This window comes from Kitasatospora sp. NPDC088134 (genome assembly GCF_044741705.1).
Classification (GTDB): domain Bacteria; phylum Actinomycetota; class Actinomycetes; order Streptomycetales; family Streptomycetaceae; genus Kitasatospora.
This window is the reverse complement of the sequence record NZ_JBIUTD010000024.1, coordinates 109,011-121,359: the sequence shown is the minus strand read 5'-3', so window position 1 is coordinate 121,359 and position 12,349 is coordinate 109,011. Positions and strand designations below refer to the sequence as shown.

General features: G+C 71.7%; 15 protein-coding genes. 11 read left to right on the top strand and 4 right to left on the bottom strand.

Features of this window, described 5'->3' with window-relative positions; all coding sequences use genetic code 11:
• Window positions 1–113: 113 nt before the first annotated feature.
• Complete coding sequence (locus tag ACIOHG_RS29405; RefSeq protein WP_400954950.1) at window positions 114–518, bottom strand: VOC family protein; 405 nt, start codon at window positions 516–518, stop codon at window positions 114–116.
• 79 nt (window positions 519–597) lie between these two features.
• Between ACIOHG_RS29405 and ACIOHG_RS29400 the strand changes: the two genes are divergently transcribed.
• Complete coding sequence (locus ACIOHG_RS29400) at window positions 598–1,074, top strand: MarR family winged helix-turn-helix transcriptional regulator (protein ID WP_400954947.1); 477 nt, start codon at window positions 598–600, stop codon at window positions 1,072–1,074.
• Window positions 1,075–1,109: 35 nt separating this feature from the next.
• A complete protein-coding gene (locus ACIOHG_RS29395; protein ID WP_400954945.1) occupies window positions 1,110–1,529 on the top strand; it encodes a VOC family protein in 420 nt (139 codons plus the stop codon).
• A 68-nt stretch (window positions 1,530–1,597) separates the two neighbouring features.
• Here ACIOHG_RS29395 and soxR read toward each other — a convergent pair whose 3' ends face one another.
• Window positions 1,598–2,068: a redox-sensitive transcriptional activator SoxR gene (soxR, locus tag ACIOHG_RS29390; protein WP_400954943.1), complete on the bottom strand. Its 471-nt coding sequence runs from the start codon at window positions 2,066–2,068 to the stop codon at window positions 1,598–1,600.
• A gap of 102 nt (window positions 2,069–2,170) precedes the next feature.
• Between soxR and fdxA the strand changes: the two genes are divergently transcribed.
• Window positions 2,171–2,494, top strand: coding sequence for a ferredoxin (gene fdxA / locus ACIOHG_RS29385; RefSeq protein WP_400954942.1), 324 nt, complete (start codon window positions 2,171–2,173; stop codon window positions 2,492–2,494).
• A 37-nt stretch (window positions 2,495–2,531) separates the two neighbouring features.
• Here the strand turns inward: fdxA and ACIOHG_RS29380 are convergent, their stop codons facing one another.
• Together ACIOHG_RS29380 and ACIOHG_RS29375 are read right to left on the bottom strand one after the other, a co-directional pair.
• On the bottom strand, window positions 2,532–3,617 hold the full coding sequence (locus ACIOHG_RS29380; protein WP_400954940.1) for a UDP-N-acetylmuramate dehydrogenase: 1,086 nt from the start codon (window positions 3,615–3,617) through the stop codon (window positions 2,532–2,534).
• A 31-nt stretch (window positions 3,618–3,648) separates the two neighbouring features.
• Complete coding sequence (locus ACIOHG_RS29375) at window positions 3,649–4,980, bottom strand: hypothetical protein (RefSeq protein WP_400954939.1); 1,332 nt, start codon at window positions 4,978–4,980, stop codon at window positions 3,649–3,651.
• 229 nt (window positions 4,981–5,209) lie between these two features.
• Here ACIOHG_RS29375 and ACIOHG_RS29370 point away from each other — a divergent pair, with 229 nt between their 5' ends.
• The 8 genes from ACIOHG_RS29370 to ACIOHG_RS29335 all read left to right on the top strand — a co-directional run bounded on the left by ACIOHG_RS29370 (window position 5,210) and on the right by ACIOHG_RS29335 (window position 12,182).
• Window positions 5,210–6,202 (top strand): NAD-dependent epimerase/dehydratase family protein, encoded by a 993-nt coding sequence (locus ACIOHG_RS29370; RefSeq protein WP_400954937.1) that lies wholly within the window; start codon window positions 5,210–5,212, stop codon window positions 6,200–6,202.
• Window positions 6,203–6,236: 34 nt separating this feature from the next.
• Window positions 6,237–7,205, top strand: coding sequence for a thymidylate synthase (locus ACIOHG_RS29365; RefSeq protein ID WP_400954935.1), 969 nt, complete (start codon window positions 6,237–6,239; stop codon window positions 7,203–7,205).
• Between the two features lie 5 nt (window positions 7,206–7,210).
• Window positions 7,211–8,929: a carbamoyltransferase gene (locus tag ACIOHG_RS29360; protein ID WP_400954933.1), complete on the top strand. Its 1,719-nt coding sequence runs from the start codon at window positions 7,211–7,213 to the stop codon at window positions 8,927–8,929.
• The gene (locus tag ACIOHG_RS29355; protein WP_400954932.1) at window positions 8,926–9,981 is read left to right on the top strand and encodes a hypothetical protein; all 1,056 of its coding nucleotides are present in this window, start codon (window positions 8,926–8,928) and stop codon (window positions 9,979–9,981) included. The genes ACIOHG_RS29360 and ACIOHG_RS29355 overlap by 4 nt, the downstream gene beginning before the upstream one ends.
• 78 nt (window positions 9,982–10,059) lie before the next feature.
• Window positions 10,060–10,569 carry a topology modulation protein gene (locus ACIOHG_RS29350; protein WP_400954930.1) on the top strand — a complete coding sequence of 170 codons (510 nt, stop codon included), beginning with the start codon at window positions 10,060–10,062 and terminating at the stop codon, window positions 10,567–10,569.
• Window positions 10,570–10,606: 37 nt separating this feature from the next.
• Complete coding sequence (locus tag ACIOHG_RS29345) at window positions 10,607–11,017, top strand: methyltransferase domain-containing protein (protein WP_400954928.1); 411 nt, start codon at window positions 10,607–10,609, stop codon at window positions 11,015–11,017.
• Window positions 11,014–11,406 carry a hypothetical protein gene (locus tag ACIOHG_RS29340; protein ID WP_400954926.1) on the top strand — a complete coding sequence of 131 codons (393 nt, stop codon included), beginning with the start codon at window positions 11,014–11,016 and terminating at the stop codon, window positions 11,404–11,406. The genes ACIOHG_RS29345 and ACIOHG_RS29340 overlap by 4 nt, the downstream gene beginning before the upstream one ends.
• Window positions 11,403–12,182: a phosphotransferase gene (locus ACIOHG_RS29335; RefSeq protein ID WP_400954923.1), complete on the top strand. Its 780-nt coding sequence runs from the start codon at window positions 11,403–11,405 to the stop codon at window positions 12,180–12,182. The genes ACIOHG_RS29340 and ACIOHG_RS29335 overlap by 4 nt, the downstream gene beginning before the upstream one ends.
• Window positions 12,183–12,349: the final 167 nt, after the last annotated feature.

The following is a 12,349-nucleotide window of genomic DNA, read 5'->3' as shown; positions in this document are numbered from 1 at the left end:
CAGTTGCACTCGCGTCACACAACAGGATCTACCGGACGAGGCGCGACCACGAGAGTGAAACCCGCAAATTGATCACAACCGAATACGTGCCCTAGGACAGTAGGGCCAGCAGGTCAGTAGGACTGGAACTCCACCAGGGTGCCGTCCGGGTCGCGCAGGTGGGCGGTGCGCAGGCCCGCGCCCCACTCGGGGCGGTCGGCGGGCGGCAGCGCGGAGCCGCCACCGTGCCGCAGTGCGAAGGCGTACGCGGCGTCCACGTCCGCGACCCGGCAGACGAACATCGCGGTGTCGGCCGGCGGCGCCCCCGCCGGGGTGGGCGTCGTACCCAGGGCCTGCGCCATCGCGGCCCGGTCGAACAGCGTCAGGGCAGCCTGCTCCGCCACGTCCCAGTGCGCGTACGGCCCGTCCGGCCCGCCCTGCACCCGGCGGGCGCCCAGCAGCTGCGTCAGCACCGCGTCGTAGAAGGCGAAGCAGCCCGCGAAGTCGGCGGCCAGCAGGCGGGGGTGGAGCGCGTCCATGGGAACTCCCGGTCTCGATCGTGGGTCTGCACCCATCATGGGTTCGCGCCCACTATAGGGTGGTGCCTAGGATCTGGGCATGGCCCACCCCCGAACGCCCGCCGCTTCCTCTTCCTCCTCCGCCGGTGAACCGCCCTCGCTGCTGGAGTTGACGACCTATCTGCTCTCCCGCACCGGCAAGGACGCCCGCTCCCGGCTCGCCGAACGCCTCGCCGCCGACGGGCTGCGGCTGTACCACCACGCGGCCCTGGCCGTACTCGCCGACCTCGGGCCGCACACCCAGCGCGAACTCGCCGACCGGCTGCGCCTCGACCCCAGCGACCTCGCCAAGGCCGCCGACCTGCTCGCCGCCCGCGGCTGGATCGACCGCACCCGCGACCCCGCCGACCGCCGCCGCCTCACCCTCACCCTGACCCCTGCCGGACGCACCCGGCTGGCCGCCCTGCAGGCCGAGGCCCGCGCCGTCCAGGACGCCGTCCTCGCCCCGCTCGACCCGGCCGAACGCGCCGCCCTGCACGCCCTGCTGCTGCGCCTGCACGGCGGGGTGGCAGGATGACGGATCGAACGCCAGTTCCTATTCGAGGAAGCACCATGCGGCAGCGGCTCAACCTGATCCTCCTCGGCGTGCGCGACGTCGCCGCCTCCGCCGCGTTCTACCAGGCACTCGGCTGGCAGCGCTCCGCGGCCGGCTCCGAGGAGTTCGCGCTCTTCGAACTGGGCGGCGTCGCCGTCGCGTTCCAGTCCCGGGCGGCCTTCGCCGCCGACGCCGCCCTGCCCGACCGCGGGCCCGGCGGCTTCGCCGGCTTCGCGCTCGCCTACGTCGCCCGCAGCGCCGAGGAGGTCTACCGGGTGATGGCGCGGGCCGCCGAACTGGGCGCGACCGTCACCCGCCCGGCCGCCCCGAACGCCTGGGGCCACAGCGGGTACTTCACCGACGCCGACGGCCACCTCTTCGAGGTGCTGTACGAGGACGGCTGGATCTTCGACGAGCACGACGACCTGGTGCTCTGAACGACCCCGCCGCGCCCGGCCCAGAGGCGGCGGCCCAGAGACGATGGGGACCCAGAGGCGACGGGGGCTCAGAGGCGACGGGGGCCGGCCCCGTCCTCGGCGAGGGCGTCGCCCGGGTTGAGCAGGGCGCACGCCTTCATCGACAGGCAGCCGCAACCGATGCAGCCGGTGAGTTCGGCCTCCAGGCGCTCGATGGTCTGCCGCCGCTCCTCCAGGCGCCGGGACCAGCCGCGGGAGGCGCGCTGCCACTCCTGGTGGCTCGGCGGCCGGTCCAGCGGCACGTCGGCGAAAGCCTCGCGCAGGTCCTGCAGCGGGATGCCGATCCGCTTCGCCACCGAGACCAGCGCGACCCGGCGCAGCATGTGCCGGGGGTAGCGGCGCCGGTTGCGCCCGTCGCGCTCCGAGGCGATCAGCCCCAACTCCTCGTAGAACCGCAGCGCCGAGACGGCCGCCCCCGTCCGGGCGCTCACCTCGCCGATGCTCAACCAGTCGTCCGGAGAGGCGTGCGCCTCGCCCCGGTGCCCGCGCCCGTCCGCCACCGTGCCGCCTCCCCTCGGTTGACCTCAACCTTACTTGAGCACCTACGTTCGGTCGGGCCGGAACGACCGGCGACCCACCCGAGCGAGAGAGGGGGCGGTCCGATGACGTACGTCATCGCCTTGCCCTGCGTGGACGTCAAGGACCGGGCCTGCGTCGACGAATGCCCGATCGACTGCATCTACGAAGGACCGCGGATGCTCTACGTCAACACCGACGAGTGCATCGACTGCGGCGCCTGCGAACCCGTCTGCCCCGTCGAGGCGATCTACTTCGAGGACGACACCCCGGACGAATGGCGCGAATTCACCACCGCCAACCAGGAGTTCTCCGCCACCCTCGGCACCCCGGGCGGCGCCGCCCGCCTCGGCCCCCTCCCGCAGGACCACCCCGTGGTCGCCGCCCTCCCGCCCCAGCCCCCGGCCTGAGCCCGGGCCGGGGCGAAGTGCGGTCCTGCGGGGTCCGTCAGGAGGTGGTTGAGGCGAGTGCCTTCTGCTTGAGGCGGAGGTAGGCGGGTTCGTCGCCGAAAAGGTCGGGCTCGGGGGTCAGCCGGATACCCGTGCTCTTCTGCACGGCGTCGGCGACGACCCGGGCCGCTTCGGCGAATGCGCGGGCAGTGGCCTCTCCCTCGGCGACGAGGGTGAAGTGCTTGCCGGACATCCGGATGCCCGGAGCGAGGGGGCGGCCGAGCCCGAAGCCGGCGGCCTTGATCAGGTAGCTGGCACTGACCCTGGTCACGCCGTCGGGGAACGTGTGCACGGGCGCCTGTTCGGCGAGGAGCTTCTCGGCCTGCTTCGCGTCGATGACGGGGCTGAGGAAGACGCTGCCGACGTTGCGGTTGTCGGCGTCTCCCGCGTCGAGCAGCATGCCTTTGCTGCGCCGCACCGCCAGCACGGCGGACGCGGCATCGGCGAGGGGGACGGGCGTGCCTTTGGGGACGCCGAGGGCCTCGGCGACCATGCCGTACCTGATCGGGGTGCTCAGTTTCGACGGCCGCAGCCGGAACGTCACCGTCAGGAGCGTCCAACGGGTGGAGTGCTTGAAGATGCTGGTGCGATGCCCGAGTAGGCAGTCCTCGGCGGACAGGGTGACCTCGCGGCCGACGGCCCAGTCCCAGGCGGTGACGCGATCGAGCACGTCCGCGACTTCTTGCCCGTAGGCGCCGACGTTCTGGACCGGGGTGGCACCGACGGTGCCGGGAATGCCGATCAGTGTCTCCAGCCCGGTGAGTCCGTGGGCGATGCTCTGCTCCACCAGGTCCTGGAGCACGTGACCGGCCTGGACGGTGACGGTGACCTGCTCGCCGTCGTCACCATGTTCGAACTTTGCGCCCTTGGTGGCCATCCGCACCACGGGCACGGTGCACCCGGCATCGGCGACGAGGATGTTGCTGCCGCCGCCGAGGACCAAGGGCCGCGCTCCCTCTCGGTCGGCCAGCGCGACGACCTCCGGGAACTCGGCCGGATCGGTCAGCTCGGCAATGAGCGCGGCATCACCGCCGATGCCGAGGGTGGTGAGCGGAGCCAGTGGGACGTGTACGCGGGCGTGCATGCGGTTCCTCGGGTGGGTGCGGAAGGCCAGGCTATGCGGTCAGGGCGGCACCGATCTCGTCCGTGACATCGCGTGCCAGTGGGCTGGCGGAGCGCTCGAACTCGTCGCGCAGGCCGGCCATTCGCCGCCTGGCGCGGCCGGAGTCGAGGGACGGGCGGAGAGCGAGGGCCCGGCGGGCGGCCACGGCGGCGCCGTCGAGATCGCGCTGCCGCAGCCGGGCCTCGGCCAGGGACATCGTGTGCAGCAGCCGGTTCCTGGGTTGCGCGTCACCGAACAGCTGCAGGCCGCGCAGCAGGTGGTGCTCGGCGACCTCGGGGCGATCGAGTTCGAGCCATGCGCGGCCGGCGTCGGCGGCCAGGACGGCCGGTGTCACCCAGTAGGCCCATGACGGTGCAGCGCTGTCCGCTGTGGACTCGATCAGGGCGGCCACTTCGTCGAGAGCCCGGGCACAGTCGTCCAGTCGGCCCAACTGGGCGTGGGCGCGAGCCTGCCTGGTGGCGAGGAGGGCATGGACCACTCCGCCGGCCGGACCTCCGACTCCTTGGCGGGAGATCTTGATCAGGTGAAGGGCCTCCTCGTGCGCGTTGCGCCAAGTGGCTTGGTAACTCAGGCAGGAGACGATGTTCGCCCCCAGCGCGCGGTTGTTGGCCGTGTGCGCGGCGCGGAGGCCGAAGAGGAGGTAGCGCTGGCCCAGGGCGTTGCGACCGAGGTCGCAGGCGAGCCAGCCGGCCAACTGCGCGAGTTCGGCGAGCACACTGTGGAGGCGCTGCCCCGTGAGCGGATCGTAGCTGCCGTTGCGGGCCAAGTACGCTGCCCAGTTCAGGTCCTGGGTGATCCAGTCCAGTACCAGCGGGCCGCCCTGGGCATCGTCGAGTCGACGGAGCTGGGTGACGCGATCGGTGAGGACATCGATGGCCTGAGGGCTGATCACCTCGCCGATGGGCCGTCCTCCGACCGGTGCGTCCGGTGTCGTCAACCAGTCGACGGCCGGGCCGATGAGTCCTTGGCCGGACAAGGGCCGCGACACGCCGAGACCGGAGCGGAGGGGACCGACCGTGAAGGATTCGAGCCCCTCCCAGGTTCCTTCCTGCGACCACGGCTGCTGCAGCCAGCCGTCGGCACCCGGTGCGATGGCTTTCGTCGGCCACAGGGCTTCGGTGGTGATCGTCTCCCGCAGGTGGTGCGAGAGGACTGCGGCGACGATCTGCGGCAGCGAGCCGCGCGGCGTGGAGCCCTTGAGCCAGCCGTAGGGCGCTTTCGGGCTGATGCTGTTCGGTCGCACGCGGTTGATCTCGCGTGCCAGTTTGTCGGGCGACCAACCGAGCCGCTTGAGGCAGTCGCCGAGAACAGGAACTTCGTTCACAGAAGACCTCGAAGTCCGGTGCGGTTGAACAGGTTTGACGCCAACGTACAGCAGCCCTCGGCGCTGTTCTCCGCTGTTGGGCGAACCTGACCATTCTGACCGGCAACTGACCTGACTGACCGTCACCGTCCCTTCCCGGGCCGGGTCGCGGCCCGGGAAGGTTTCGGCATGCCCCGACTGTCGGCGCCGGCGGCCCGGGCGCCGGTGGCAAGACCCTTGGAGGATTTCGATGCAGCACAGCGCAATGCCGGGACGCGCCCCGTCCCGGGCAGTCGTCACCGGAGCCGCGGGTTTCATCGGCTCGCACTTGGTCGATGCTCTTCTCGCCGGCGGGACCGCCGTCGTCGGCGTGGACCGCCGTGACCCCCGCACCGACCCCGGTGCGGCAGCCAACCTCGCGGGAGCCCTCGACCACCCCGGCTTCACCTTCGTCGCCGCCGACTTGAGGACCTGCCCGCTCACGGCACTGTTCCTGCAGGCCGACGCAGTCTTCCACCTCGCAGCACTTCCGGGCGTCCGCAGCTCCTGGGGCGAGCGGTTCGCCGAGTACACCGCTTGCAACGTGTTCGCCACCGAGCGCGTACTGGCCGCCTGCGAGGACGTCCGTGTTCCCCGACTGGTCTACGCCTCCTCCTCCAGCGTCTACGGGACCACGAGCGGTGGCGCGGCCGGCGAGGAGATCGCGCCGAACCCCGAGTCGCCGTACGCGATCAGCAAGCTCGCCGGCGAACAGCTCTGCCTGGCCCACGCGGGCAAGGCCACCTCCACCGTCACCGCGGTGGCACTTCGCCTGTTCACGGTCTACGGCCCTCGTCAGCGCGGCGACATGCTGATCGGCTGCGCGCTCACGGCAGCGCTCGGCGGACCCGCCCTGAACCTCTACGGCGAGGGCAGCCGGCGCCGGGACTTCACCTACGTCGGCGACGTGGTCCGAGCCGCCATCGCCGCCGCGACCGCCCCGATCGGCACGACGGTCCTCAACATCGGTACCGGCGTCACCACCACCGTGCTGAACGTGCTGGCCGCCGTCGAGGAGCTGACCGGCCACCCCGTGCCGGTCAACCGGCTACCCGCCCAGGCCGGCGACGTCGAGGCCACCCTCGCCGACAACTCCCGGGCGGTGGACCTCCTGGGCTGGAGGCCCCGCACCGCCCTCACCCGGGGCGTCTCGCGCCAGCTCGCCCACCTCAACGCCAACTCCCCGCAGCCCGTGGGCACCTGAACGATCCTGCCCCGTCGTTCCCACCGGAGGAATTGTGTTCGTCACCACCGCGGACAGCGCGAATGCGTTGCTCACCCGCGCCGGCAAGGCCATCCTGAGCCAGGGCCGCAGCGTTGCGCCGCGCGGCATGGCCACCGCTGAACTCATGGGCGCCTACCTCAAGTTGACCAACCCGGCCGCCCGGATGGTCCACCTCGGCCCGTACCGGGTGCTGAACCCCGCGTTCGCCGCCGCCGAGACCGTGTGGATCCTCTCCGGCTCCAGCGCCGACTGGATCCACGACTTCAACAGCCGCTTGGCCGGCCTCACCGACCACGGCGCCCTCCAGGGTGCCTACGGTCCGCGCCTGCGGCGCTGGCATGGGCAGTTGGACCAGCTCGACTACGTGCGCCGCCAGCTGACCCGCGACAGCGAGAGCCGCCGTGCCGTCGTCCAGATCTTCGACCCCGCGCGCGACACCGCCGGTCACAAGGACGTGCCCTGCACCCTCGGATACCGCTTCTACCTGCGCGAGGGCCGGCTGGAGATGCACACCAGCATGCGGAGCCAGGACGTGTGGCTCGGCCTGCCGTACGACCTGATCACCACCACCGTCCTGCACGAGCTGATGGCCGGATGGCTCGGCGCCGAGGTCGGCGATTACCACCACCACGTGGACTCCCTGCACCTGTACGCCCAGCACCAGGACACGGCCTGGAGCCTCGCCGTCGACGCGCCCGCCTCGCCCGCGTGGCAGCCGCTCGGCATCCCGTGGGAGGACTTCGACCTGATGGTGAAGCAGGTCACCGTGGGCGAGGCCGTCGGCCACCCGGTCTGGGACGGCTTCGCCGCCGTCCTGGCCAGCTACCGGCTGTGGAAGGCCGGTCGCCGCGACGAGGCCCGGGCCAGGGCCGCCGAGGCGACCGGGCCGCTGCCCGAGACCCTGGCGCTCTGGTACGACCAGCGCGAGCAGAAGATCCCGCTCGCGGCCATGCCCACCCCGGCGATCCCGGCGAAGAGGTGACCGACGTGGCTGCGAACCGCAGCACCGTGTTGGGCCTGTGCTCCTACACCCACGACTCCGCCGCCGCCCTACTCGTCGACGGCCGACTCGTCGGCTTCGTCGAAGAGGAGCGGCTCAGCGCGATCAAGCACGACAAGGGCTACCCGGCCAAGGCCGTGGAGTGGCTTCTCGACGAAGCGGGCCTTACCCGCGCCGACATCGGCACCGTCGCGTACAACTTCACCCCGCAGCACTACCTCCGGGCGATCCCCTCCGCCCTCACTCACGCGCTGCGACCGGCGACGGCCGCCAGGGCCCTGCCCCGAGCCCGCTCGTTCGCCCAGGTCGCCGCCAACACCCGCCGGCGCCTTGCCCGCCTGGCCGACATCTTCCCGAACGCCGAGGTGCAGCCCGTCCTGCACCACCGCGCCCACGGGCTTTACGCCTTCGCCGCCTCCGGCTACGAGGAGGCCGCCGTCCTGGTGGTGGACAGCCTCGGCGAGACCCGGACCACCACCATCGGCCACGCGCGGCAGAGCGCGGCCGGCTGCTCGTACCGGATCGTCCACGCCCTCGACGACCCCGCTTCTCTCGGCTACCTGTACGGCGCCGTCACCGAGCATCTCGGCTGGTGGCGCGGGGACGAGGAGGGCACCGTCATGGCGTTGGCCGCCCTCGGCGACCCGAAGCGGTTCCGTTCGCTGTTCGCCAAGGCCGTCCGGCTCACCGCCGATGGCTTCGCCCTCGATCACCGGTTGATCGGTCTGCGGGTCAAGGATCGCCGCTACCCGCGGCTGACCGCAGCCTTCACCGCGCTCACCTGCCCGCCCCGCCGGCCGGACGAGGAAGTCGCTCCGGTCCACGCCGACCTCGCCGCCGCTCTCCAGGAACGCACCGAGCAGGTGATGCTGCACCTGGCGCGGATCGCCCGCGAACGCACGAGTGCCCGGCTGCTGTGCGTGGGCGGCGGGGTGGCGATGAACTGCGTCAGCATCGGGAAGATCATCGCCTCCGGGCTGTTCGACGAGGTCGCCGTACCGCCCGCGCCCGGTGACTCCGGCACCGCGATCGGTGCCGCCACCGCGGTCCACCTCGACCGGCACGGGGACCTCCCGACCGGGCTGGCGCGGGCCTGCTACCTCGGCCCGTCCTTCCCCGGCCTGGAGCTGCCGGCCGCGCCACGGCCGGGGATGACCGCCCGGCGCCTGGACGACCCGGCCGGCTTCGCAGCCCGCGCGCTGGCCAAGGGCACGATCATCGGCCTGTTCCAGGGCGAGCTGGAGGCAGGCCCGCGCGCTCTCGGGCACCGCTCGATCCTCGCCTCGCCGCTGCGGCCCGGCGTCGCCGGCCGGCTCAACGCCACGGTGAAGTTCCGCGAGCCGTTCCGGCCGTTCGCCCCCGTGGTCCTGGCCGACAAGGCGGCGGACTACTTCACCCTCGGCCAAGAGGCCCCGTTCATGTCCATGGCCTCCCCGGTCACCGACCTTGCCCGCGAGACGATCCCGGCGATCGTCCACGCCAACGGCACTGCCCGGGTGCAGACTCTCTCGCCCAGGGACAATCCACTCCTGGCCGACATCCTGACCGCCTTCGCCGAGATCACCGGCGTGCCGGTCCTGATCAACACCTCCCTGAACGTGAAGGGCAAGCCGATCTGCGGCACCTCGGAGATGGCGCTGGACTGCCTGGCCGAGTCCGGGCTGGACGCGCTCCTCATCGAGGACTGGTGGGTGACCAAGGCATGAGGATCGGCTACAGCTTCTGGGGCTTCCTCGGCTCCGGGATCACCGACACCCCCGACGGCGGGCGAAGCCACCGCCGCGCCTTGGTGGACGGCCTGATCGCCGCCGGACACGAGATCGTCTTCCTCCAGGCCAACCGCGATCTCGCCGAGGCCGGCACCGACCTCACCGCCGCCTACCGATGGGACGGTGGCCTGCCCGAGATCGACGCCCTGTTCCTGGAGTGGCGCTGGCCGATCCCCGGCCGCAACACCACCGCCTGCGGCACCGAGGGGCACACCTGCGACCTGCACCGGCAGCAGGGACTCCTCGACCACTACACTCACCGGCTCGCCGTCCGCACGGTCTTGTGGGACAAGGACCAGCAGTTGCCCGCCGACGACCCGTTGAGGACTGTTCCGCACCTGCAGGTGTGCGAACCGGCCCTGTACCCGTCGCCGGGAGCGGCCAGCCTGCTCTTCCCGGTCGCCGACGACGCCCTCGACCGGGCCTACCCGGCCGCCCTCGCGGCCGAGAAGCGGGAACTGCCGCTGGTCTACATCGGCAACCAGTACGACCGCGACACGGCCTTCGGGGAGTTCTTCGCCCCGGCCGCCGCCCAGCTGCCGCACCGGGTGGCCGGGAAATGGAACAGCACGGCCCGCTGGCCGGAGGTGAACTTCACCGGCCGCATCCCCTTCGACGAGGTCACCCCCACCTACCGCTCCGCAGTGAGCACCGTGCTCCTTGCCCCGGCCCGGTACGCGAGAACCGGCCAGTTCACCCAGCGGCTCTTCGAGGCCGTCCTCGCCGGCTGCCTGCCGCTGGCCCCGCGCACCCTGCGGGCCGCCGAGACGGTCGTCCCGCGCGAGCTGGTCGTCACGAGCGCGGCCGATGTGGTGGCCACCGTCACCGCACTCGCCCGGATCGCGGGCAGCCAGGCCCACGCCGACCTGATCGCCCGTTGCATCGACCGGCTCGACCCGTTCCGCCTCTCCCGCCAGCTCCGCACCCTCACCGCCGCGCTGGGCGGCACAACCATCCCGCCCCTGCTGCTCGAAGGAGACCGCGCATGACCATGCTGGAGATCTCGCCCGAGTGGCCCGAACAAGTCGGGGGCTGGGCCGTCGCACGGCTCGGTAGCGTGTAGCGGCATGGACAGGATCGCCATCATGGGCTGCGGCGGCAGCGGCAAGACCGTCGTCGGACGCCGGCTCGCCGAACTGATCGATGCCCCGCTGACCCACCTCGACGGCGTCTACTACGACGCCGACTGGAATCCGCTGCCGCAGGAGAAGTTCGCTGCTCTCCAGGAGGAGCTCGTCGCCCGGCCCCGCTGGGTGATCGACGGGAACTACGCCTCCACCCTCCCGATCCGCCTCAAGCGGGCCGACACCGTCATCTTCCTCGACATCCCCCCGGTCGTCTGCCTGCTCGGCATCCTGCAGCGACGCCGGCGCTACCGCGGTGGCCAGCACACCTCCCAGGGCGTCTTCGACCGCATCACCTGGGGCTTCGTCCGCTACATCCTCGGCTACCGACGCCAGATGCGGCCCAAGGTCCGCGCGCTGATCGCCGAGCACGCCGGCCACGCCCGCGTCGTCACCCTCACCAGCCGCCGGGCCGCCCGCCGCTTCGTCGCCGCCGTCCCTCCACAGACATGACCTGACCCACTTCGCACCGGGAAGGCTCCACCTGTCCATGACCGCCAACCCGTTCCTCGACACCGACCGCGTCCGCCACGACCTGTACGCCGACGCCGACCGCATCGCCCAACGAACCGGCGCGCTGTCCCGCGCCAAGACCGCCGGTCCCCACCCCGCCACCGTCATCGTCGACCTCGCCGCGACCGGCCTGCGCGGTACCGTCCTCGACATCGGCTGCGGACGCGGCACGACCACGCTCGCCCTGGCCGAGCGGCTCGACCCGCCGAGGCTCATCGCCTTCGACCAGTCCACCGCGCTCCTCGCCGAGGCGCGGACCCGGCTCGCCGGCCGCCCGGGCGTGGAGTTCCTGCGCGGCGACTTCCACGCCATCGACCTGCCCAACACCTCCGTGGCCGTCACGGTGGCCGCGTTCTGCCTCTACCACTCGCCCGGCCGGCGGCAGTGATCGCCGAGATCGCCCGCTGCCTGGCGTCCGGCGGGCTGTCGATCACGGTCGCCAAGTCGCCCGACAGCTACCGCACGCTGGACGAGGTGATCGCCGCCAGCGGCCTGGACCCCGAGGCCACCAGCCGGCCGAGCCTGTACGAGACCTTCCACAGCCACAACCAGGCCGACACCGTCGCCACCTGCCTCGACGTGCAGCAGGTCGTCCACCACGAGCACCGCTTCCGCTTCACCGACGCCGACCACATCGCGGAGTACGCGGCCACCAACCCGAAGTACCAACTCGGTGGTGACGTCGAGGAGATCGCCTGGCGACTTCGGGAGACCGTCGGCAACGGCCCGCTGGAGACCACCTCCACCGTCACCTACGTCGTGGCCGCCCGCCGATGAAGACCTTCACCAAGACCTACCCGAGCGCCCAGGCCCAGCAGCAATCCCTGGCCCACCACCGGTGGGTCGCCCGTGCCAACCCCGACGTGCGCATCCCCCGGATCGTCCAAGTCCGCCCCACCGAGATCGACTTCGAGCACCTCGAAGGACGACACGGCGGTCCTGACGACCTGGTGGCCCTGGCCAACCTCCTCGGACAGCAGCACACCGCCGCTCACACCCGCGAGCTGCACGCAGCCCGCCTCGACACGCCGCACACCCACGACACCATCACCATCACCGGCTTCGCCGACGGCCGCCGCGAACGCCTCCACCAGCTCCTGGCCTCCGGCGCCGTGCCGGAGCCGGCCCTGACGTTCGAGGCCGCCGACGACTGGCTGAAGCGGGCCGCGACCATGCCGGCCGCCTTCTACAAGGACGCCAACCCCCGCAACTTCCTCATCGCCGACGCCGATGTGGCCGTCATCGACTTCGACTCCCTCACCCTCGCGCCATTCGGGTACGACCTCGCCAAGCTCGTCGTCAGCACCGCCATGACCACCGGCCCGCTGCCCGAGGACACCATCCGCCAGGCCGTGGACACCTACAACCACCACCCTCGCCGGCGCGGCCTGCCCGGATGCTCCTGGCGCGAGTTCGCCGCATGGTGCGAGTTCCACCACCTCCTCACCACGCCCTACCTCGGCACCAACGGCTACCGCCACAGCTGGCACACCGTCAGACCGGCCTGGACGATCGACATCCTCCGGCACCCCGACAAGGAGTCCGCACCGTGACGCACAACAGCGTGATGAACAGCCGGAACCCGGCCTGCGTGAACGTCCGACAGCGCCAGGACCGTCAGGAGGTCTCGCGGCGGGTGCAGAGGGCGGCGCAGGCCAGGGTGTGGAAGGCGAGAGTGCCGCCGAAGTCGTCGGTGCCGTGGTCGTTGTGGCCGTCCACG